16 protein-coding genes and 1 pseudogene are annotated in these 24159 nt (G+C 39.8%); 3 read left to right on the top strand and 14 right to left on the bottom strand.

Translation table 11 applies throughout. The features are described from left to right. Positions 1 to 63: 63 nt before the first annotated feature. Together istB and L652_RS01000000123385 are read right to left on the bottom strand one after the other, a co-directional pair. Positions 64 to 816 (bottom strand): IS21-like element helper ATPase IstB, encoded by a 753-nt coding sequence (gene istB, locus L652_RS0106815; RefSeq protein ID WP_008108712.1) that lies wholly within the window; start codon positions 814 to 816, stop codon positions 64 to 66. Beyond that, positions 809 to 2274, bottom strand: a pseudogene (locus tag L652_RS01000000123385) (IS21 family transposase). Before L652_RS01000000123385 ends, istB begins: the two are co-directional and overlap by 8 nt. Before the next feature lie 101 nt (positions 2275 to 2375). Between L652_RS01000000123385 and L652_RS0106805 the strand changes: the two are divergent. Then, positions 2376 to 2930: a hypothetical protein gene (locus tag L652_RS0106805; protein ID WP_024596481.1), complete on the top strand. Its 555-nt coding sequence runs from the start codon at positions 2376 to 2378 to the stop codon at positions 2928 to 2930. A gap of 101 nt (positions 2931 to 3031) precedes the next feature. Here the strand turns inward: L652_RS0106805 and L652_RS0106800 are convergent, their stop codons facing one another. Together L652_RS0106800 and L652_RS0106795 are read right to left on the bottom strand one after the other, a co-directional pair. Continuing rightward, positions 3032 to 3319 carry a hypothetical protein gene (locus L652_RS0106800; protein ID WP_024596480.1) on the bottom strand — a complete coding sequence of 96 codons (288 nt, stop codon included), beginning with the start codon at positions 3317 to 3319 and terminating at the stop codon, positions 3032 to 3034. Beyond that, positions 3297 to 5336 carry a PHP domain-containing protein gene (locus L652_RS0106795; RefSeq protein ID WP_024596479.1) on the bottom strand — a complete coding sequence of 680 codons (2040 nt, stop codon included), beginning with the start codon at positions 5334 to 5336 and terminating at the stop codon, positions 3297 to 3299. Before L652_RS0106795 ends, L652_RS0106800 begins: the two co-directional genes overlap by 23 nt. Before the next feature lie 583 nt (positions 5337 to 5919). On the opposite strand from L652_RS0106795, the gene L652_RS0106790 reads away from it, so the two are divergent. Next, entirely contained in the window at positions 5920 to 6552 is a 633-nt protein-coding gene (locus tag L652_RS0106790; protein WP_024597411.1) for a hypothetical protein, read from the top strand. A 107-nt stretch (positions 6553 to 6659) separates the two neighbouring features. Then, a complete protein-coding gene (locus L652_RS0106785; RefSeq protein WP_024597410.1) occupies positions 6660 to 7496 on the top strand; it encodes a mechanosensitive ion channel family protein in 837 nt (278 codons plus the stop codon). A 153-nt stretch (positions 7497 to 7649) separates the two neighbouring features. On the opposite strand, the gene tldD is transcribed toward L652_RS0106785, so the two are convergent. The 10 genes from tldD to L652_RS0106735 all read right to left on the bottom strand — a co-directional run bounded on the left by tldD (position 7650) and on the right by L652_RS0106735 (position 24157). Next, positions 7650 to 9089, bottom strand: coding sequence for a metalloprotease TldD (tldD, locus tag L652_RS0106780; RefSeq protein WP_024597409.1), 1440 nt, complete (start codon positions 9087 to 9089; stop codon positions 7650 to 7652). Next, the gene (locus L652_RS0106775; RefSeq protein ID WP_024597408.1) at positions 9086 to 9925 is read right to left on the bottom strand and encodes a carbon-nitrogen hydrolase family protein; all 840 of its coding nucleotides are present in this window, start codon (positions 9923 to 9925) and stop codon (positions 9086 to 9088) included. The genes tldD and L652_RS0106775 overlap by 4 nt, the downstream gene beginning before the upstream one ends. Further along, the gene (locus tag L652_RS0106770) at positions 9922 to 13779 is read right to left on the bottom strand and encodes a YhdP family protein (protein ID WP_024597407.1); all 3858 of its coding nucleotides are present in this window, start codon (positions 13777 to 13779) and stop codon (positions 9922 to 9924) included. Before L652_RS0106770 ends, L652_RS0106775 begins: the two co-directional genes overlap by 4 nt. Further along, on the bottom strand, positions 13779 to 15251 hold the full coding sequence (gene rng / locus L652_RS0106765; protein WP_007586345.1) for a ribonuclease G: 1473 nt from the start codon (positions 15249 to 15251) through the stop codon (positions 13779 to 13781). The genes L652_RS0106770 and rng overlap by 1 nt, the downstream gene beginning before the upstream one ends. A gap of 1 nt (position 15252) precedes the next feature. Then, positions 15253 to 15822: a Maf family protein gene (locus L652_RS0106760; RefSeq protein ID WP_024594527.1), complete on the bottom strand. Its 570-nt coding sequence runs from the start codon at positions 15820 to 15822 to the stop codon at positions 15253 to 15255. Further along, complete coding sequence (mreD, locus tag L652_RS0106755; RefSeq protein WP_002958403.1) at positions 15822 to 16301, bottom strand: rod shape-determining protein MreD; 480 nt, start codon at positions 16299 to 16301, stop codon at positions 15822 to 15824. Before mreD ends, L652_RS0106760 begins: the two co-directional genes overlap by 1 nt. Then, positions 16294 to 17136 (bottom strand): rod shape-determining protein MreC, encoded by an 843-nt coding sequence (gene mreC, locus L652_RS0106750; protein ID WP_173400216.1) that lies wholly within the window; start codon positions 17134 to 17136, stop codon positions 16294 to 16296. The genes mreD and mreC overlap by 8 nt, the downstream gene beginning before the upstream one ends. Continuing rightward, positions 17136 to 18179: a rod shape-determining protein gene (locus L652_RS0106745; protein WP_002958401.1), complete on the bottom strand. Its 1044-nt coding sequence runs from the start codon at positions 18177 to 18179 to the stop codon at positions 17136 to 17138. The genes mreC and L652_RS0106745 overlap by 1 nt, the downstream gene beginning before the upstream one ends. Positions 18180 to 18312: 133 nt before the next feature. Continuing rightward, positions 18313 to 20361 carry a formylglycine-generating enzyme family protein gene (locus tag L652_RS0106740; protein WP_024594528.1) on the bottom strand — a complete coding sequence of 683 codons (2049 nt, stop codon included), beginning with the start codon at positions 20359 to 20361 and terminating at the stop codon, positions 18313 to 18315. Between the two features lie 121 nt (positions 20362 to 20482). Next, the gene (locus tag L652_RS0106735; protein ID WP_253951849.1) at positions 20483 to 24157 is read right to left on the bottom strand and encodes an H-type lectin domain-containing protein; all 3675 of its coding nucleotides are present in this window, start codon (positions 24155 to 24157) and stop codon (positions 20483 to 20485) included. Positions 24158 to 24159: the final 2 nt, after the last annotated feature.

Raw genomic sequence — 24159 nt, 5'->3', positions numbered from 1 at the left:
TATCTAGCGTCAATTAACTTGGCCGGTTCCGCGTCAATTATCTTGGCCGGTTGATACCGAATTTTATTTACTCTTATTGAGCGCTGTTTTGCGTCGGTAGCTGTCACCTTCACAATGAATAATCGTGGCATGATGAACCAAACGATCGATTGCCGCGACTGTCATCGTTGAATCTTCAAATAGTTCATCCCATTGCTCAAATGATTTGTTTGATGTGATGATCATGCTGTGTCGCTCATAGCGATGGGCTATCAATTCAAACAGCACGCTCGTTTCCTGTTCAGTTTTTCGAACGTAACCAACGTCATCAACGATTAATAAGCTGTATTTATCGAGCTTTACAAGTTCGTCTTGCAAGCGTAAATGTCGCTTTGCTTGCTGGAGTTGTTGAACAATCGCTGACGCGGCAACGAACTTAACTTTATGGCCCTGCTCGATAAGGCCATAACCGATGCTACTGGCGATATGCGTTTTACCAAGACCACTGGCGCCAAATAACAATATATTGCCACCGTGCTTCAACCAATCCGGCTGATTTATTAAATCAGCAACAAGGGGCTTACTAACCCCATCAACAAGGGTAAAGTCGAAGCTGCTAAGGTGTTTACCCATTGGCAATTTTGCATCTTTTAAAAGCCGCTGAAGGCGTTTGTCATCGCGTGTCGCAAGTTCAACATGGCACAGCTCAGACAAGTATTGCTGCGGGCTCCATTGTTCTTCCATCGCTTTTTTTCCCAGGGTATTCCACTGTTGAAGCATGGTGCTAAGCTTTAATTGTTTCAGCATTAAAGGTAACGAGGCCGTGAAGTTATCCATGTAGACCTCCCGGTATCATGCTGCTATAAGCGCTCAAGCTGTGTTGCTTTATTTTTATTGTGGGTATGTTTGATGCAATCACTAAAAATTGCGCTTCACATTCTCGGATGGCCGGTAATTGTCGCTGAGTAATTGACACTGCTACAAATCGTCCTAATTGACGTTCACACCCACTTTGTTTTGCTAAATGGAGCAGTTTTACCATGTAATAGCTCGCTTCATCCGCTAAAAGATGAGTATTAACGTATTCCCAAATAGCTTTGTAATTGTCGCTTGGGAGTAAGTCGTCACGTAGTTGTGAGTAGCGAAATGCCAATGGTTTTTTAACCAATGCGTCAATAACATGCAAGTAACTAATATTGCGTGCACGGCACCCTTTAGAAGCATAGACACGCGCTAACGTTTGAACTAAATCGCTGCCATAGCGCAGCTCTAAGCGGTTGTCATATAAACGAACAAGTAATCGGCTACCAATAAGGCGTGACGGGACGCTATAGGTAACACGTTTCAATGAAATAGTACTCGTACGTGACACCGTTAGATAATGCTCGGTGTAATTGACGCTCATCGTCCGTGGTAAAGCGTGTAATTGTCGCTGCTCTACTGCGTACTTATCACTTACACGGCGATTACGGCGAGCAACAATGTCTGCAACAAACGATTCATAGACTTCTCTTGTCTGAAAGTCATAACTACCACGGATTTTTAATGCTTGCTCCAGTTGCGATTTAAGATGCCCATGAGGGCTCTCAATAGCCCCATTTTCATGCGCAATACCGCGGTTATTACGGGTCGCTTTAAAGCCATAATGGATAACTAGCTCATTAAAGCGCTCTGTAAAATCATTATCATTAGTATGATTACGATAGGCGGCACTGAGACTGTCTGTACGCACTTCTTTAGGCACACCGCCGGCTGCTTTAAATGCGTTTTGCACACCATCAGAAAAAGCAGCAAAGCTTTCACCGCNCTGGCGGGCATACGATAATGAAACAACATATGCTTAAGGGGTTCACTAGCAATGGTAACGGGTGACTTCACATGTGTGAAATCACATATACCTAATAGGCCATACTCGTGTGTTTGCAGGAATACGACCTCTTTGCTTGAGCCATACAGTGCCCGCCATTTATGAATTCGACGCTCTAATGTACGCCGTGAGCTCGGGTTAAATTTGTCGGTGTGAAACTCGCAAAGATGATCAAAAATTCCCACTGGAGTTAACGTAGCATCACCTTGAAGTAGAGGGACAACAATACTGTCCCAGATAGATTCAAGTGGATCTATACGTGTTCGCCATTGGCGTTTATTAGACAATGGCTGCTCATCCAGTTTATCAATGCGCCTTGCTGAACGTTCAGAAATACCTGCTTTCGCAGCCGCGATAACTTGGCTATTACGCTTTCTATGTTTCATATAAATAGTGACCTGCTGATCAGTGATTCGTGTTCCCGGCACAGTGAACTCCTCCGTTCTGCTGTACCGAACCTTATCAGATCAACCGGCCAAGATAATTGTCGCTAGACCGGCCACCGTAATTGTCGCTTAATAAGGTGTAAATGGTTAAATATATTCTCGGTCTTCTAACAGGTTTTTGTTTAACTGTCTGGTATCTAGTTTTTGACCTTAAATTTAATTTTGATCATGCGTTTACTCTTAACCTAATAATCGCAGCGGGAACTATTACGGCTACCGCGATACACTTCGATTCAGTCAGGAAACAAAGAAAAGATCGAGTTTGGGAAATAAACAAAGAAAGTCTAATTCAGCTATCTAAATCGTTAGCCGACGCTATAGAAGTTTCATCTAAATTGTCTGACCAAGAATTTAATATTATGAACAATATTCCTGATGATACTTGCACTGAGGGTGCAGCTGAAATAAACCAAAAGTTCCAAATGACAATTTCCGACTCGTTAAATGTTTACAAGCCTCTACTTAACGCTGAATTAATTACTGCTATTGAAAAATATCAACAAGCAGAAAAAAACATAGAGAGTTCATTTGATCACGATCAAATTAATGTGTTTGAAGCTTATGACAGTCAATGGGGAGCACAAAAAGAGCTTCAAATAGTAGTAAGCCGTTTTATTAAAGAGGTTGCGGGTATTTAATTTAGATATCAAAGGCGTTACCATCGCCCACTAGTGACACTTAGAAGTACTAGCTCAGAGTTGAGTAAGTCCTATTACTCAACTCTGATGTTCAACTTATATTAACTGTATTTAGCTAAAGCATCTTTGAATATATTTTCACTCTCATCTTTAAATCTGCTTCTTTGGTTATTGAGTTCATCGAATTTTACATATAGGTTTTTATAGATAATTTCATGTGCTTTATTGTGAACTTCGGCTTCAGAAGGATCATCCATCTCAAAACAATCTTCTAAACACTTGTTAACTATAACCAGTATGTCCTCCTTAGATATATCATCCAACACTTTCCAAGAATCCCCATCCAAAGAAAACTCTCCTTTGCCATTAACGATCTTCAAGCACTTCATATTCTTTTCTCCTAACTGCATAAGGTTCACGACCTGCTTCTAAACAATCAAGCAGTACTTTATGATTATCAGTTTCCATGCCATCAAGGCCAACTAGTACCTTATCCGTTGGGTAACCTGTATATAAATCATACTCAACTTTTCCATCATTTACCCTCTTGCTTGTATACACAAGATAATCAGGCTTTATTGATGCACCAACGGTACTGTTGTGTGTCACCAGAATTACGGGCATGAAGCCAGACATTTCCTTTATAAGACGATTTACTTTTTTATATAAAAATATGTTGTCAAAAGAAGATTCTGGCTCATCAATCAATAGTAAATCAAATTGACTAGCATCACTTATTTCTTGTAATAATCGATATTCAGATCTCTCCCCGCCTGATACCTGGTACCCAGAAGAATTCAAAATATCGTAGTTAATTTTAACAAACAATTTGTGGTACTCAGTCTCGGCGAGTTCTTCTATTTTTCGTAATTCCTTCAAGTAACTAAAGCCAGTCTCTTCGTACTTAGAGAAGGAGCTAACGAAAGAAATCCTTCGACTTAATACACCACCAACATCACGAGCATTTGTAAATTTGCTTCTTTTTGCTACCTTAGAAAATCCTTGGATATCCTTACGAAGGAACTCAGTGTCTTGTTTTATATTCCGACACAGAGTATTAAATTTCTCGACCCTCTTAAGGTCTAGAGCATGCTTATATAGATTGACATCACTAATTGGAGCTGCGGCTGTATGCATTTTCAACTCACTTTTAATATTGTCTACAAGATCATTAACAAATGATTTCTTGAGTTCCAGGTCTTTATTTTTGTTATGTTCTTTTATTAAATCAACAACCAAATTTTTTAGATTATCATCCGAAACATATCTATTGATAATCTCTCTATACCCAGAGTTATCAGCTAAAACCATAGCCGCATTGATGAGAGTCTTCAATGAATCTAAATCATCAATAGTAAAGCCTGATTCAGTGAATAAATGAGCCTTAGCAAAAGCATCAAGTTTATGCGATTCAGCAGCATGACTCAGTAAAGAATCAACAAAGTCATTAAGCTCTCTATCTGAACGACTAATATCAACATCTCTCATCAAATCAACTGACTCTTTAAATTCCTTTAAATAGTTCTCGGTAATCCTGGATTGACTCGTCGAAAGACTCCTAGAAAAATCCCTTTCATCATCTTCATCTCTCTGTAACAGAGAAAACTGCCTAACATACTTAACTTTTACATCTTCAGTTGTATTCTGCTCCGCAATTAAATTGAGTGTATGTGACTTACCAGTCGAACGTTCGCCTAGAACAACGTTTAAACCTGTAGATAATTTCAAGCCATTATTCAACGCCTCAAAGAATTGATGCCCTTCTTCTTTTGAAAGATGTACTTTATACTTATCTGATAGTGCAAGCTTTAAAGCTTTGAGTGTAATTTCCCCAACATCAATATATGTATGCCTTGGAGGAACAACATTTAATTTATCTTCTACACGTAAGTCACTAAAACATACAGGCACGAGTGCATCTGCATCTTTAATACTGTAAATAAACTTCCTAGGGCTTGTAACCTCACCAGTCATTACATGCTCTCTCAGCTTATTGAGCGTCTCCTCTTTTATTTCTGGGGACTTTTTGTAATGAGGGATCAACAGGTAATTTGAAAGGCTTGTAAAAACTTCATGGAATTCTTCAAATGTAATCGAAGTATATTTATCAGGTATGAGTTCTGTAATCATGTCGCAGCGACTTTTAAAGTCATTTAACTCATTATCTTCAGCTATTACTAAAAGGTGAGTTCCCTCTATATCTACCTCAATTCCTGGAAAGACTTTAACTGCAAGCTGTTGTTGGATTATACGGAACTGCTCTAAATCAAACATATTATGATTAGTAATTGCGATGGCGTCTAATTTAGCCTCTTCTACATACCATTTCATCCGCTCCATACTAAAAGTAAATTTCTTATCGCTCGGTGTACTGACAGTATGTATGTGTAAATCAATTTTTTTCAAAGGCTTTCCATTCCTATTTTATTGAAGTCTTTCAAAGATTAGCATAGAAAATTAGATTTTGAATTAGTCTTTTTAATACGATGAAACCTTTTCGTGCTAGTAAAAAGTTTTTAAATTATCTTAATAATATAATCCAACGGTGTAACTCTTAAAAATGGAAAGTACAAAATCTGGAAAACTACTTTCCAGAACTCAAAAAAGTCCAAATTTCTTTGCGATTTTTCACTTTTTCTGGAAAAGCCTCCTAAACTAGATAATATGTAGGTTTCCAGAGTGTTTCCAGATTTGGATGTACAGAGTAGTCGGATACTATGCGCTAGGCGCTAAACTCTAAGCGCTCAATTATAAAAAGCCCTTGTTAAGTAATTAGTAAGGGCTTTTTAATGCTTGTTATATTTTGCACAATAAACCACTTAAAACGTCACATTACAAACATCTATTCAACATTAAAAAACAACTAAGCCATTATTTTAACAGCAAAAATTTTAGACCGATAAAAAGATTAAAAGTTTAAATTTTGTTTTGGCTTTAAAGCATTTTAACGATTAGAATCCCGCGCATTTATAGTTTCTCTTGGTTATTTATGTTTTTACTGCGATCTTTTATTTATTTATTATGCCTAGCGGGTGTTGCTCATTTAATTCAACTTGAAGGGTTTGAATTAAAACAGGATGCACTTTACAGTGAAGAAACTCTTACCGAACATATGCAAGATGTTTTAACTTTTTTAAGCTGTATTTTATTTTTTTACGCTTCGCGAATTAACTTTCAACTCAAAATACCGGCTGTATTACTAGCTGCATTATCGGCAATGATGTTTGTAAGAGAGTTTGATACCTACCTCGACTTATACTTTTTTGATGGCGCTTGGCAAAGTATCGTCTATTCAATTTTAGCTGGCGTGTTTGTTTATTTAATAACAAACAGAGGAAGTATTTTTAACGCTTTAAAAGCCTATAGCCTCACTCCTAGTTATGGAATTTGCTTATCAGGCATGGTTACTTTACTCGCATTTTCGCGAATGATGGGCAAAGGCGCATTTTGGCATTCAGTAATGGGTGATGACTATGTACGTGCGGTAAAAAACATTGTTGAGGAAGGTATAGAAACGCTTGGCTATACTTTGATTTTTATTTCAGCCATTGAGCTTGTACTCATATGCCGAAAAAGAATGGCTAAAAATCACAAGCATTGCACTGAGCAAGTAACTCAATAACGTAGCTACATTTTTTATTGGTTACTTTTTTACACTAAATTTGCTAATTGGTTTAATAAATCAATATACTGAGCCTGTTTTTATCAACTCACGTTTAATTGGATACCATGACTAAAGATATATTGCTGCATCCGTTTCTTCTTTCAATTGTAATGATCACAATTGCATTTGTACTAAAAGTGCTTGTTGATAAGCTAGCTAAAAGTCGCGCAGAAAAAAAAGAAAAAGACATCCGTTACATCGCACACAATATTAAGCACTTTATTAATTTTGTAATGATGATATCGCTGCTATTTGTGTGGTCTACTGAAATTCAAAACTTTGCACTTTCTATTGCTGCTTTTGCCGTGGCGATTGTACTTGCAACGCGTGAGTTTATTCAGTGTGTAATAGGCTTTTTTTACCTCGTAACAACTCGCCCGTTTAGAGTGGGTGATTGGATACAAGTAGGTGATTACTTTGGTGAAGTAGCTGAAACGGATTGGATAAAAACAACCATGCATGAAATTGATATACATACTTATCAATTTTCTAGAAAAACCATATACATACCTAATAATAAGCTGATTACCAGCTCTATTAAAAACTTAAACTTTGTAAAACGCTTTGTTACACATCATTTTATTATTGTCCGAAGAGAGAGCTTTAACCCTTACCCTATTCACGACACACTCACTGAGCAAGCTAAGCTGTACTGCGAAGAGTTTCAAGAAGTAGCAAGCCGTTATAATTCGATGATTGAGCGTAAACTTGATGCAAAAATATCTGGCCCAGAACCAGTAATTCACTTTGGTACAACCGATTTAGGTGAATTTAAAGCAAGCTTTACCTTGTTTTGCCCGACAGAAAAAGCGCTTGAGATAGAGCACAAATTAACAGAGTGCTTTTTTGCGTTATGGTACAAAGAGGCTGAAAAAAATAAAGAAGGTGAAGGAGAGGCATAAACCTCGCCTACACAAAGTAAAAATACAAATCGTAGGTGCGAATTTATTTCGCGCTCTATTTCTAAGTCTGTATTTAAAAAGCGAGGTGTAAAACCTCACCTACAATAAACATCAAGCACGTAGGTGCGAATTCACTTCGCGCTTGAGTAATATTTAAGCTGTACCACCGACCGTTAACTGATCAATTTTAAGGCTTGGTTGGCCTACGCCTACCGGTACGCTTTGACCATCTTTACCACAAACACCAACACCTTTATCAAGTGCTAAGTCGTTACCAACCATAGATATTTGCTGCATTACTTCTGGTCCATTACCAATAAGCGTTGCGCCTTTAATTGGTTGGGTAATTTTACCATTTTCGATTAAATACGCTTCTGATGCGCTAAATACAAACTTACCTGAGGTTATATCAACTTGTCCGCCGCCAAAGTTAGGCGCGAATACCCCTTTTTTAACTGAGCTTATAATATCGGCTTGGCTGTGCTCACCACCTAACATGTAGGTGTTAGTCATGCGAGGCATTGGTAAATGTGCATACGACTCACGACGTGCGTTACCGGTAGGATTTACACCCATTAAACGCGCGTTTAGCTTATCTTGCATATAGCCTTTTAAAATACCGTTTTCGATAAGTACGTTGTAAGCGGCTGGTGTGCCTTCATCATCAACATTAAGTGACCCACGGCGATCAGCCATGGTGCCATCATCAACAACCGTACACAGCTCAGATGCTACTTTTTGGCCCACTTTACCACTAAACGCAGACGCGCCTTTGCGGTTAAAGTCGCCTTCAAGTCCATGCCCTACTGCTTCGTGTAAAAGCACGCCAGGCCAACCATTACCAAGTACAACTTCCATCGTGCCTGCAGGTGCATCAATAGCTTCAAGGTTTACTTTAGCTTGGCGTACAGCTTCTTCAGCAAATTCCATCCAACGTGGTTTACCATCAACAAGCTCTTTAAAGTAACCATAATCTAAACGTGCACCACCACCTGCGCCACCGCGTTCACGGCGACCATTTTTTTCAAGCAGCACTGAGCAGTTTAAACGAATAAGCGGGCGAATATCGGTGGCAAACGTACCATCACTTGCTGCGATTAATACTTCTTCGTATACCGCCGACATTGAACTAATTACTTGCTCTGCATCGGGTGCTAGTTCACGAATATAGTTTTCAAGTTCGCGTAATAAACTCACCTTGTCGGTATCGCTCATACTCGAAATTGGCTGATGTGCTGCAAACTGCTCTTTAGCTTTAACATCACTAAATACTTTAATCGCTCTATCTTCGCCAGCATCTGCGATGCTACGAGCCGCTGTAGCCGCTTTATTAAGTGCTTCAAGATTTATTGCATCAGAGTAAGAAAAACCTGTTTTTTCGCCGCTTACAGCACGTACACCAACGCCACGTTCAACGTTATAAGAGCCTTCTTTAACTAAGCCGTCTTCAAGCACCCATGATTCGTGGTGGCTTGATTGAAAATATAAATCGGCGTAATCCACTTTATGCTGATGTATGTAAGCGAGCGTTTTTTCGAGCTCTTCTCTATTTAGCTGGCTGTCTTGTAGTAAATGCTGTTCAACCGAATTCATAATAAATGCTCTCTAAATCGTTGATGAGACTGCACGGGCATATCTCGTCTAATTTTTTGTAACTGGTCTAAATCTGCGTTGCAGCTTATAAAACCGGTGCCTGTTGGCAATTCACTCAGGGTATTGCCCCAAGGTGAAATAATAATACTGTGGCCATATGTTTGTCGGCCATTTTCATGTGTACCGTACTGAGCAGCTGCAACTACATAACATTGTGTTTCTATTGCGCGAGCTGCTAATAGCGGTTGCCAATGCGCTTGCCCTGTAGGGACTGTAAATGCACTGGGTACTAAAATAATATCGGCGCCTTGGCGTACTAGTTCGTTAAATAAGCCACTAAAGCGCAGATCATAACATACTGTTAAGCCAATTTTACCAAAGGGAGAATCAACAACCACTACATCGCGACCTGCTTGGGTAAAATCTGACTCTCGATAGCTACCTGTTTTATCATCAACGGTTACATCAAATAAATGTATTTTGTTATACGTTGCAACCAGCTCGCCTTGATTATTATATAAGTGCGATGCTGCGTAATACTTATGTTCGTTAAATGGCTCAGGCATTGTGCCTGCATTTAACCAAATATTATGGTGTTGGCACAATTCACTAAGTTGTAATTTGTATTGATCAACTTGCTTAGCAACACGTAACGTATCGTTACCACTTTTACTAAACACTAAAAAAGCTTCTGGCAAGCAAACAAGTAATGGTCTTGTTGCTGGCAGAGTTTTAAGTGCGCGCTTTAAGCTTGCTATGTTGTCATCAGGGTTTAGCCCTGAACACATTTGTAGGGCAACTATTGTGGGTGTGCTTATGCTTGCTGTTTTGTTCATTGCGTTACTGTTACTTGTGCATCTTTAAGTTTTAAATCGACTGATGCTTGTGGCTGATTTTGCGCAGCTTGAGGTAGTGTAACTTCACGACTTTTTCTGTCGAGTTCTTGAACAATAGGATCGTTCATTTTACCCGTTACTTTAAAATTGATCTCTGAGATGACGCGCGCAGAATGAATAACTTTATCAAGTGCTAAAGCAGCAAGCCCTGTTACTGGATTAACCATCCATGCCACTATAACCGGAATGCTTGAGGTTACTTGTGGCGCTACAGCAAGGTCGTAATCTATATCTAGCGTATTTAAATTTGCGTAGCCTTTAATTGTTAAATCGGCAGGCACACCATCCATTTTAGTATCTTTAGTGTAAGCGATACCGTTTTCTAACTGCATAGAGCCTTGCATGCTGTTATAAAAAAAGCCCTTTGAAAATACATCTCTAAAATCAAGTTTCAGTTTACGTACGAGTGAATCAAGGCTCAACAGCGAAAATACGCGTGCACCACCATCACTGATTTCAGTTAAGTGACCTTCCCCTAAATCCCAAGTAACTTCACCACTTAAAGTTTTCACATCAAAGTCATAAGGTGCAGCTTGCCAAGTAAGATCATAATTTAGATCAGCTTTAGAATCCTTAATTGCAGAGGTAATATCAAACTCGCCAAACAACGCGCCTATATCATCACTTTTAAGCTCACCACTTAGCGTTGTTAAGCCATTTTGCCATAGCCCTTTAGTGCGCAATACATGATCTCCTTTATCGATTACAAGTTCTGATATCGATAAGCGCTCGCCATCACCTAATAATGACGCACTCACTTTATCAAGCTGATAGCGATCAATTTTGCAGTCACTACATTCAAACTCAATGGCAGGTATTTTAGTAAGCCAGCTCAAGTCTTCCTCAGGAAGTACATCTGTTATTTCAATTAATTGCTCGCTAGGCTGTGCAAAATTAAGCCTTAAGTAATCGGCATTAATTCGTATAGGCTGGCTAGGCTGTGATGTAGGAATAAAAACCCCAGCTCTAAGTTCTTTAGCATTTAGCTTTAGGTATAAATCGTCTTTTGATGGTGCTAAACGCATTTCAAAATCATTAAAGATGATGTTACTCGCATCAAGCATACCTATATTTGCGACCACCTCATTAAGCGGTGGCATAATCCCTTTTGATTCTTTATCTGGATTTGCTTTACCTGCTTTAATTATTTGATCAATCAGATCAAACCAAGGCACTAATTCACTCTGCTCAAGATTTATATTTACGCTTAAGTCTTTTTGGTTTAATCCTAAATCTTGTTTTCCGAGCACAAAATGGGCATTACTAAACTGTGATTTTCCATTTTCTAAAATAGCATTAAAGTAAAACTGTTGATTAGCGTTTGCTGTAATGAGATTAGAAATATCATCACCTTGAACTACTGCATCAAGCGCCCACATTTGTTCGCTATTTTTATTATAAGGTGCGGGTAAGTTACTCGTTAAGCCAAGTAGTTCTGAGTTTACCTGTGCACGATAATTAAAGCCTTGTTCGGTAAAATTAAGTACTAAACCAATATCAACATCGCTTTGCCCGCCTAAATAATTTTTTAATATACCTTGCCCACTATCGATTAGTGTATCGGCGTCAATTTTGGCGTTTATATCTATGTTTGCTTGGTAGTTTTTAGCATCACTTTTACTGCTGTAATTAATATTTAGTGGCATACCCAACCACTTCGCAGTCGCATTTTTAAGTGTGATGTTGTCGTTTTTAAAATTAAGCTCGCCAGTTAAGTTTTTAAGCTCAATGCCTGGCGTTGCTATAAATACTGGCAAGTCATTTAAATTAACTTTGCCGCTAACACTGGCTCCGCCTTTAAACTTAGAGCCTACTAAAAGCTCAATACTGGCATCGGCTTCGCCTTTGCCCTGTACAACTTTAAAAATTTCAGCAAGAGGTTTGGCAATAGGTGTCGCTGCAAAAAAGTCATGTAACTTTTCCATCTCTGCTTTTTTATCAATTTGCACAATAAGTTCATCAGCATTCATTAAATCTGCAATGCTCACCTGTACACTATTACCAATATCTAAATTAACCAACTTGCCTTGCTGGCTATATATGTCCATCCGCTCATTAGCAAAATGTAGCTGTACATTAGCATTAGTGACCGCAGGCCAATCAGGGTCAAACTCATAGGTTGCATTGTCTATTTGTGCTAATACATCAAACTGACCACTACCATCAGTAAATGGGAAACCAGACAAAGGCCCTGCAAATAAGACCTGTGCTTTAGATACTTCTCCGCCTTTAATTGCATCATTTAAATAGCTAACAAGTTCAGGGCTCATCGCTTTTAATGGGAAGTAATGATCTGCAATATTGGCATCTGGAGCGAACGCTTCTGCGTAAAGATCTAATCGAGGATCATCTGTTAGGCTAATTTGTAATTCTGCAGCAAGAGTAACTTCATCATTATCAAACCAGATATTGTCACTACTTATATGCCAGCCATCATCTCGCTTAGCTAAATCTAGCTCTACATTTAGCTGATTATAATTTATGTCGTTACTAAAGCTTTCGCCTGTGACTAATGTGCCATTTTCACCAAATAAATTTATTCGACCACTACTTTGGGTAAGTAAACCATTTACTCTAAGTCCTTGCGCTGCTGGTACCGATCTTAATTCTTGCCAGCCAATATTGTTAGCCTCAAACCATAATTGCCATTGCTGTGCATTAGAAAAACTTAAATAAGCTTGATCTATTTGCCCACTAGGTTGGCGTTCTAAAAATGGTTCAAGTGCATTAAAATTACTTAGCCCGGCTAGGTTACTCAGTAATTCAAAATCAACTTGATGCAGCCACACTTTATTTTGCAGCCCTAGTTGGGCTTCAAACTCTAAACTTGGCCATGCTTTATCGTTACTATTAAATGTTAAACCGGTACTTTTTAAGTGCCAGCTATTTTGTTCTGGATATAGATGGAATCCACCTTCACTCAAACTAACTTGGTGGCTTTGCTCTTCTCGCTGCCAGCGTACAAAGCTTGGTAACCACTGCATTTTCACATCGCTTACAAAACCTTTATCTAGTTTTAGCCATGCTTGTAAATTAATATCGCTATGTAGTTGTTGTTTTTGCGTATTTATATATTGCGCTAACCAGTTAGATACATCGACCTTATTGGCCTGCACATAGATGTCACCCGCAACCTGCTCTAGAGTATCCCCGGTAAGTGCTATGCGCGCGTCAAAGTCTCCGACCGAAATACCCGGCAGTGCCAGGCTTCCACTACCAAGGTGCTGCTCATCTTCATTTTGCCAAACAATGTTTTGAAGTAGTAATTTACGTTCTTTACCATCTTCTAAAATAAAGTTAATACTGGAATTTTCTATTGCAAAATGACCCGTTTTACCCAAAAACAGTTCTTCAATTAGCTCTTTTTGCTCAAAAGAAACTTCGTCGTTGTCACCGGTTTTAAATAAGTTGGTGATATTTACACTGGTATGAAAACCATTAATAACAAAATAATTAGATCTAAGTTGCAGTGCTTTTAAGCTTTCCCATAGGTTTAGCTCTAAGCTGGTTTTAGCAATGGTGAGTGATATTGGTGCGGTTTCGTTATCTTTAAACGATAAATTTTCTAGCACTAATGCAGGACCACTGCCCTGCCAACTAGCTGATATTTCACCGATAGATAAGCTTATTTCAAACTTTTCGTGTAAATAGCTTTCTATGTCACCTTTGTATTCGTTTGCATACGGGAGGGTATATTTTAAAATTGAAACAATAACGGCCAGTAATACCAAAATTATGGCGCAGGTCTGCCATAACTTTCTAAAACAAAAAAAACAGACCGCTTTTGCTTTCATTACATCATTACCACATCAAACTGTTCTTGGCTGTATAAGCTCTCTGTTTGAATATTGACTTGCTTACCAATAAATAGTTCAAGCTCAGCAAGGTTATGATACTCATCGTTTAGTAGGGCCTCACTTACAGCAGGCGCTGCATACACCATAAACTTGTCCGCTGCGTATGCTCGGTTAACACGCACTATTTCACGTAGTATTTCGTAGCAAACCGTTTCAACTGTTTTTTGTGAACCACGACCGGAACATGCTGGGCATACATCACATAAAATATGCTCTAAGCTTTCGCGTGTACGTTTACGCGTCATTTCAACAAGGCCAAGCGCTGAAAGCCCATTAATATTCGTTTTAGTGCGATCTTTTGCAAGGGCTGATTCAAGTGAATGAAGCACCCGCCTTTTATGATCCTCACTTACCATATCGATAAAGTCGATAATGATAATACCGCCTAAGTTACGCAGCCTAAGCTGGCGAGCAATTGCAGAGGTTGCTTCTACGTTGGTATTAAAAATGGTTTCTTCTAAATTACGATGTCCTACAAATGCGCCAGTATTAACATCAACAGTCGTCATTGCTTCTGTTTGGTCAATAATTATATAACCACCGGATTTTAGCGTAACTTTACGATGTAGTGCTTTTTGAATTTCGTTTTCAACGTCAAACAAATCAAATATAGGTCGCTCGCCTGGGTAGTATTCGAGTACTTGAGACAGTTGTGGAACAAACTCTTCAGTAAATAACTTTAGCTCTTCATGAGTAAGTTTAGAGTCAACGCGAATGCGCTCCATATCTTCGCCTACGTAGTCACGTAGGGTTCTAAAGGCAAGCGTTAAGTCTTCATGTAGAATACTGGCTTTACTGGTTTTTTTGCGACGAGCTGTAATTTTTTCCCATAGTTTTCTTAAAAAACCGGCATCGTGTCGTAATTCTGCTTCGCTAGCGCCCTCGGCTGCTGTGCGAACAATAAAACTGCCATTTTCATCGCCATATTCTGCGACTATTTTTTTAAGGCGTGAGCGCTCTTCTTCAGTTTCAATACGCTGACTAACCCCTACGTGGGTCGCATCTGGCATAAACACTAAATAACGAGAAGGAATGGTAATATCAGTGGTAAGTCTTGCGCCTTTAGTGCCTAGCGGATCTTTTACCACTTGCACCATAATATACTGGCCTTGACGAACTAACTCTCTAATATCTTGTACTTTTTTTATTGGTACGTCGTCTACACCTTCAACAATGGAGGCACTATTTACAATATCGGATGCATGCAAAAACGCCGCTTTTTCAAGGCCGATATCAACAAAAGCAGCCTGCATACCCGGAAGTACACGGCTTATTTTTCCTAAGTAAATATTGCCTACAATACCTAGATTACCGATTCGCTCTAGCTGTATTTCTTGCAGTACACCGTTTTCTATTAGGGCAACACGGCTTTCGCTCGGTGTGACATTGATCAGTAATTCTGTACTCATGTTACCTTCTTAAGAATGTTTTTAATAATTGTTCGGTTTCATATAAAGGTAAGCCTACAACAGAAAAATAGCTACCCGCAATGTGAGTTACAAAGCGGCCGCCTAAACCTTGGATACCATAGCCACCGGCTTTATCTTGTGGCTCACCTGACTCCCAATAAGCATTAATTTCTTCATCTGTTAAGGTTTTAAAAGTAACATCTGTGCTTACAACACAGCTAAGCACATCATTTTGCGTTGCAAATGCAACTGCGGTAAGAACTTGATGCGTGTTACCCGATAGGCGTTTTAACGTGTGTGTAAAATCGTTTTTATCGCGAGGTTTACCCAATGACTCGTTGTCTATAACAACCACGGTATCACTACCAAGTACAGGGCGATCGGTATATCCAAGCTCTACACCGCTTTGGGCTTTCAAGCGCGCTAAACGCTCAACAAGTGCTCTAGGTTGCTCCTTTGGAAGTGGGCTTTCATCTGCATCAACACTAAATTGTGTAAATTCGACACCTAATTGGCTTAATAACTCTTTACGACGGGGAGAGGCTGATGCCAAATATACTGCGGTAGTCATTACCTGATCCTAAAATGTCTGCGATATTTACGAAGTAGTAAAAAGACCCAAAACCAGCTAACCATTCCGGTTGCTACTGGCCATAAGTACTGTGGATTAAAATAAACCCCTAACAAAAAGTGATTTAGCCAAAACTGCATTAAGTGATACAGCGTTAAAAATAAACCAATTAGTAGGCTTTGTTGCCAAAGCGAAAAGTTACGAATTTTTTGAAAGTTGCTCGCGGTTACAAAAATACATACCGAGAATGTAAGCGAGTTCACGCCCAGCGGTGAGCCAGACGCTAAATCTATTAATAAACCAACAACCCAAGCAGTACCAATATTTAAGCGATGCGGTACTGCTAGCGACCAATACATAAGTACAAGTAAAACCCAGTCAGGTCTAAATGGTTCAAACGAAAATGGAAGTGGCATTAGTGCCATTATTAACGCAAAAAAGATGCTTAGCGCAATTAACAATGAATAACGGTTAATCATCGCTGATTTGCTCCTGTTGATTACGCCATAAAATAACCAGCAAACGAATGCGATCTAGTTGCGCAATAGGTTCTGCAAAAACTTGTGCAAACGGTCGCCCTTCATCACGATTTATTTCGGTTACTACTGCCACCGGGTATCCTTCAGGGAATGTGCCCCCTAAACCCGATGTAACAAGTACATCGCCAATTCGCACATCTAAACTGTGTGGAACGTGAGAGAGCTTAACGACGTTAATTTTACCTATGCCTTCAACAACCGTTCGTACATCGTTACGAAGTATACGTACAGGTGTGGCATGTGTGGTGTCGGTCATTAGTAGCACGCGTGAAGTTGTTGAACCAACCTTTGTAAGCTGCCCTACTACACCCATTTCATCAATTACAGCTTGGCCTTCACTAAGCCCGTCAGTAGTACCACGGTTAATAACAACCTGATGACTATACGGGTTTGAATGTACAGAAAGTACCTGAGCAATAATTTTACGATTTGATTGCTTTGCAGATGAGCCTAATAAGGCGCGCAGTTTTTGATTTTCTCTGGCTAGAAATTGATACTGCTGAAGTTGCTCGCTTTGTAGCATTTGCTTTTTTTTCAGCGCTTCGTTTTCAGTAAGAAGTTGATCCCGCGTATGCAGGCTTTTAGCACTTAAGCTAAATAATTCGTAGGGTAAATTAGCAACATAGATTAGTGGGCTAACTAGAGTATTAAGGCTGGTACGAACAACGGTACCACCTTGCGTATATCTGTCTCCAACTATGAGTACGATACTCAAAAGCACTGCGACAAAAAGTCGCAGTTGCAAAGAAACTGTGCGTCCAAACATTAATTTCATTAGTCGTAACTAAAAACGTCACCACCATGAACATCGATCATTTCTAATGCTTTACCACCACCACGCGCAACACACGTAAGTGGATCATCAGCTACAACAACCGGAATACCCGTTTCTTCCATTAATAAACGGTCTAAATCTTTTAACAATGCACCACCGCCAGTAAGTACCATGCCGTGCGCAGATATATCTGATGCCAGCTCTGGTGGTGATTGCTCAAGTGCAACCATTACTGCACTCACAATACCCATTAACGGCTCTTGTAGAGCTTCTAGGATTTCGTGTGAGTTAAGCGTGAATGAACGCGGAACACCTTCGGCAAGGTTACGACCGCGCACTTCAATTTCGATTGGCTCATCAGTTTTGAACGCAGAGCCAATTTGATGCTTAATATTTTCAGCTGTCGCTTCACCAATTAAGCTACCAAAGTTACGACGTACATAATTAATAATAGCTTCGTCAAACTTATCGCCACCAATACGAACAGATGATGAGTAAACAACACCGTTAAGTGAAATAATAGCCACTTCAGTTGTACCACCACCAATATCAACAACCATAGAACCTGTTGCTTCTGATACTGGTAAACCTGCGCCAATAGCTGCTGCCATTGGTTCTTCAATTAAGTAAACTTCACGAGCACCGGCACCCATTGCAGATTCACGTATTGCACGTTTTTCTACTTGAGTAGCACCACACGGTACACAAATTAGTACACGCGGGCTTGGGCGCATAAAGTTATTGTTATGCACTTGCTTAATGAAGTGTTGTAACATTTTTTCAGTTACATAAAAATCAGCAATCACACCGTCTTTCATTGGACGGATTGCTTTAATATTTCCTGGTGTACGACCTAGCATTTGTTTTGCTTCTGTACCTACAGATGCAACACTTTTAGGTCCACCAGCGCGTTCTTGGCGAATAGCAACAACAGAAGGTTCGTTTAATACAATACCTTCTTCTTTTACATAAATTAGGGTATTGGCTGTACCCAAGTCGATCGATAGATCGTTAGAAAAAATACCACGGAGTTTTTTAAACATGAGGCTGGATGACCTTTGAAATACGTTCTTATATTAGCTGCCTCACTTTAACATGCTCAACTATATGAGCAATATAAAGCGCAGCGCCTTTGTGAATTTGTGAAAAAAGGAAGCAAAGCTTCCTTAATTGAGTTTATCGTTCGCGAACTAAGCGAAAACCAATGTAGTTAGATCTAAAATCAGGCGCTAAAATTAAACGCGTAGATGCACGAGCAAGGCTTGGTGCAAAATTCCACGCTCCGCCTCTTACTGCTACATCAGACTCACCTGATTCTTTATCGGTCCATTCCCATACATTGCCTACGGTATCGTATAATCCAAATGCATTTGGAGAAAAAGAACCTACTGGTGATGCACGTCTATTTGACCATTCACTACCACACCAACCACAGTTAGCTAGGTTTTTACCAATTTCGTTACCCCAAGGGTATTCTGTTTCGGTTCCTGCACGTGCTGCGTATTCCCACTCAACTTCGTTAGGTAAACGAAATTGCTGTCCTGTTTGACCCGATAACCACTCAGCGTAAGCTTTTGCATCGTTATAAGTTAAACATACAGCAGGAAAGTCACTGCCTTGCTCAAAACCAGGATTACGCCAATTTAAATTTGCTTCCCATACTGGTTCGCCATTTAAATAATACGCACACCCTTTATTTTTTTCCGCTTGAGTTTTATAACCTGTATTTGCTACAAATTTTTCGTAGGCACCTACGGTTACTTCTTTACTTTGCATAGCGAAAGAATTTGCTATTACTTTTTCAATTACTGGACGTTCATTAGCTAAACCATTGCCATTGATATCGCCCATTTTAAATTTGCCTGCAGGAATAACGACAACCGGCGTTTCAACGTTTGCATTTAATACATTAACGTTTTCACTAACCTGGCGTGTTGTTACTTCTGGTTGCTCTCGAGTATAGGTCGATGCAGCAATCGACTTAGGCTTTTTTACCAAATTTGCATTAATTGTTTGTGCTTTATTCAAATCAACACGAACTTGATAAGGCTTATAGCCAAGTTTACGTATTTCAATGTTGTGAATACCCGGCGGTAAACGTGTGATCAAGCGTGTTGAGCCAAAGCTTACACCATCGATAAACACTTCATCGTCGTATACGTTTGATCGTAATGTCAGCTCTATTGATTGATCCTTCTTCTTATTAAGGATAGAAGGGTAATCTTTTTTCGCCGATGCAGGTTTAACTGAATAATCACGTACTGGCTGCTTTTCTAAACGAGAAACCGACACCGTGTTACTATTATCCGCGCTATTACTGAATGTTAACTGACTATCAGTAAATGTATTGTTATACGCGGGTTGATAAGCAGCAGTAAGTGGCGTGCCGTACTCAGAACAATAACGGTTATCAATGCTTAATAAGCTACATAAACGGCTACTGTTTACTTCGCCGCGCATGGTTACGCTTAAGTTAACGTTGTAGTTACCTTGGCCGCTAAATGCACTGTTAACTACATGGCTACTTAATATTTGTACTTGAGCGCCCGCCAAATTACGTTTTGGCTCAACAATGCGCTCTTCTGTTAAGTTTGCAAATATTTGATCTACAAAGCGTTTAGTTGCTTTTTGTAGCCCCATTTGCTGACCGCGTTGCTCACACGCCGCTAGCGTTTCTGTTCGCTTACAGTTAATCGTATGGTTAACTTCAAGCGTGCCTTCACGTGTAAACTCGTTACGTAAACGCTCTACTCTGGCTGTAGTTAACTGCTCTTTTAAACTTTCTAAAGTATTTAAAAGCGTATGCTTAGCAACACGAATTTGCTCTATATCTTTACGGTGGGATGCAATTGCCGCCAACTGCATAGAAATATCATCTTTGTTTTGCTTATGATCAATCACCGCTTTTTGATAGCGTGATTGAGCCGCACTAATATTAATAGTGGGATCGTCAATTAAACGACGGTACATTTCGTTCATCGCATCGAGCGCTTGGTTTTTTTCTTTATCTAGCTCTGTAGAACGAGAACGAAGTAGCTCTAGTTGATTTTGTAACTGACTTTCTTCTTTAAGATGTTTTTCAAGTATTCTTGTCGAGTTATCGTATTCTGTCTGTTTAACACTAATCTCTGACTCAATTCCAGTTACTGTAGCTGTGTCTTGTGCAAATGCACTACTAGCTAACAAACTAGCTGAAATTAACAGAGATAAAGGAGTAATTCGCATATATTCCAGTCCCAAAAAGCGGCAATTATTTGGTCGTTATTATTTTTTATAATTAAAGCCTTATGCTATGTACTTGCAGCACAAAACACAAGCTTTGTTCAATTATTATCTTAGTTTACAACTATTCGCGTGTTTCACGCCAGTAAATAACCCGATCATTTCCTCGAAAGCGTCCAAATTGTAAAATAGTACGAGGATCAAGCTGTGTTTCATCCCCCAGCCAATCCCACTTTAACCAATCATAAGTATTATATTCTAAGGTAAATTCACCCAAACCATTTGGCTGTGCATAAATACCATTGTTTGCCGGATACACTCCCGCCTCTAACTGGCCAGATACACCCGTTCCATATTCATAGGCTAACTGCGGGCTGTTAGGTGATATTTGAGTGATTTGGGTATGATCAAATACACTACAGTTATCTTCTGCGTTATTTACAAATCCACTGCCATTGTAATACTGAGCCTGCATAGGAATAAGTAAAGGGTCGAGATCGGAGCCTGCGTTATTACCAAGGACTAAGCGTCCAAATTTAAACTCTATTGGTAATGTATTTAGTCTTACGCTATTACAGCCACCCGAGCATGCTGTTTGTGTATTAGGTTTATCATTTGCATCAATGAGCGTTGCTCCTTCTATGTTAGAAAGCGTTACCATTAAACTCACCATAGCAAACGGTCCATCTGCTTGCCCTACACCTAATCTTTCGAGTGTCGTGTTAAGTTGGCTCATTTGCCACTGGCCGTCACTTATATCTCCCCAGTTATTATTTCCTAGGTTTACTAATCGGCTAGCAAAATTAGTTGCGGGTACATAGTTAGCTACTTCATTATTTTCGGCATTAACCTCTACACTGGACTTATCAAAGCCCTCTTTATAATTAGCCATTAGCTCACCATTTTGATTTAGCGCTTGAACTGTAAAGCCAAGTTCAAAAGGTTGATCAAGGTAAGTTAAATTACTGCCGTATTGCGTGCATTGTGCGGCAGCTTGAACCCCCACTACCTGAAACTGCGAAGGTGCAAAACGACCAATATTATATAATTCACCTTTTACATCTCCCGCGCCAAAGTAATCGGCATCTTGCAGACCTGCTGTTAAATCAATGATGCCAACTTGGTCGTAATTATACTGCGATATAGATTCACTCAAACTGCCTGTGTCACTAAAGGCAACAGTGCTCATCGCTTCAAGCGTACCTTGAACGCCTAGCGTAGGCGCTTTAAGTAATGCCTCTACAAGTGGTTGCTCTGTAATAAAGTGCTTGGCAATGGTGTTATTTATTATATTGCTGTAGTTATCTGGGTAACCATCGTTGTTAGTGTCTTGCCCTGTTTGCCATTGCACCGCATTCATCTTTAAATCAAATGCTTCGCCAGTTAATCTAAATAAACTTCCATCAGCGTCTGCTGCATAACCATCACTTGCAATTTCCATCGCTAATCCGAATGGCTTTACAACATACTCATTTGAACTACCCGTTAAATTTACTGATAAATTAGTGACTGGGTCTAAAATTAAATTGGTGTTTACATTTAAACTCAACTTTCCTGCGTCGGGATAATTTATAACAATCGGGGCTTTAGACTCACTATCAAAGTTTAGCGTGAACGATTTAGCTGCTTGCTCGACCGCAAAGGTATTATTGTTGTTACTAAGTGAAACCGTATCAGAGCAACTTGCACCAGCACTGCATGTATACGATAAATCTAAGCTTACATCACCACCTGCAGGAAATGCCGCTTCACATACGCCCGTAGTGGTATTAGTTTTTACCGCCTGGATAGATAACGCTTTTGCATTAAAGCCTGTACTTGAGGGTTTTGCTGATAGCTGAGTTGGAATGGTAGTATTTCCATCTGTATCATTATTAAAAATAAATCCGGCATCAGAAAACGTAACTTTACAGCCACTCAAACCAACATTATTACCACCGATATAACAACGAAGAGGTGCTGAAGGTTCTGCAGTGTTGTATCCAAATGTAACACTGCCTGTGGTGCGTTTAGCAAATTCGACAACCGCTGATCCTGTAAAATTAATATTCTCCCCCGTAACCCAACTTTGCTGACCACTATTATCTGGAGAAAGGTTTAAACTAGACGGCTCTGCGAATAATAAATCGCAGGCGTCATTTGCGCAGGCTGTGAGTGTCATCTCTTTAGCTTCACACGTTAGAGCATTGTTATCGCTTATTGTTAAACGATAATGATCCAGTGTTTCTGGTGTATAAATGCCACAAAAACCAGGGATACTTTCGGGTACTGGTAGAGCGTCAAACGTTGAGCTCCCTTCGGTAATAATTTGAGTAGCCGATGTAATTGACCCCTGATACGTTACATTTTGTGCGATTCTTACCTCACCAGTGGCAACAATATAGGCCGCAATATTGGCATCGGCTGCAATAGCAATCGCACCATCAACATAAATAGCTAAATACGCGCCGGTTTCGACCACTATACTTGTTTTACCTATATTCAAAAATGAAGTTGATAATAGTGAGGTTGTGTCTTTTAAAAATATACGTGTAGGCGCTGTTACTCTGTACTCTGTTTCCAGCATACTTAACTGCAACTCATCGTAATAATAGTCGCCAGCTAAAGAAGTAGGTACGGGCCCTGTTGAGCTACCATCATTTGTAACCGTTGGCACCTGCGCCGCTTGATTAGGTTCTAAAGAGTTATAACCACCAGCAACACACGCCTGACCATTACACAAAGGAGGGCTCGTCAGCGCAGTAGAAATTAAACTTGTGGTGGTGACAAACTGCGCATTGCCATCTGTTATTTCTACCCCCTGAACTAACTGCACCTCACCATTGTTATAAGTAGAAATAGCGCCAGGGAACAAGGTATCACAATCTAAAATATCACCGTTAAACACAAAGGTACTGGTCATGGCGAGTATTGATGCTTCCTCGTTTACGTGACGGCGCTCGTTATCGCCATCACGGTCTTCGTCAACAACAAGCCCTAGCCTGTCAGTTCTTAGGTTACAGCTGCGTAGCCACCCGCCATCATCTTCTTGGCGTGAATTTTTACTTGCAACCACCAAAGGAGCCACACTAAAGTTATTAGTAAAACTAAAGTAATTACAGCCATCGCTCCAACCGTCAATTTCAAAGCCTGTGAAAAAAGTTTCCCACGATACCTCAACGCCATTATCGTCAGTAAATGTGCGGTTACTTCCTGGCTCCACTGCCATGTAAGCAACAGTTTCGTTTTTTATGATCCCAAGTGCTGTTTCAGATGCCTCTAAAGCAATATTAACGCCGCTGGCAGATAGAGAATTACTTTCTACTGCAACTGTTAAAAACGGAATTAATGCCTCAGAAGGTGGATTGCTGTCTATGCTATTGAGTGTTTGTAACGAATGGAAAAAGTTTGGCCTTTGAGTAAACGGTTCAGCAAATGTTAAAGACTTATAGCCTTTAGGTGTCAGTGGAGCAAAGCCAGACTTAGAGCCATACTGTAATTCGAGTAATAAGTCTGTACTGCCCACTTCCATAATTGTGCCGTCTGGAAATTGATGCACACCATACTCAACAGCTAAATAGTGCGCCCCCATACTAATATGTCCACCATCTTCTCCTGAAGGTTCAAGCGGTAAGGCCTCAAAGCTAGTTGTGGTTATATTACGTATTCTTATTATTGCAGGGTTTCCACCTTGGTTTGTTGAGAGCATAAATACAGCAGGAGGCGTTATATATTGCTGTTGAAAATTTACTTTTGTCCAAACAGGCGATGTGTATGTATCTTGCAGCTCTATATAACGGCCCTCGATTTTTGGAGGCACTG

It is taken from the genome of Pseudoalteromonas sp. TB25 (assembly GCF_000497995.1).
In the GTDB taxonomy this organism is placed as follows: domain Bacteria; phylum Pseudomonadota; class Gammaproteobacteria; order Enterobacterales; family Alteromonadaceae; genus Pseudoalteromonas; species Pseudoalteromonas distincta.
This window is presented reverse-complemented; position numbering and strand designations above follow the sequence as displayed.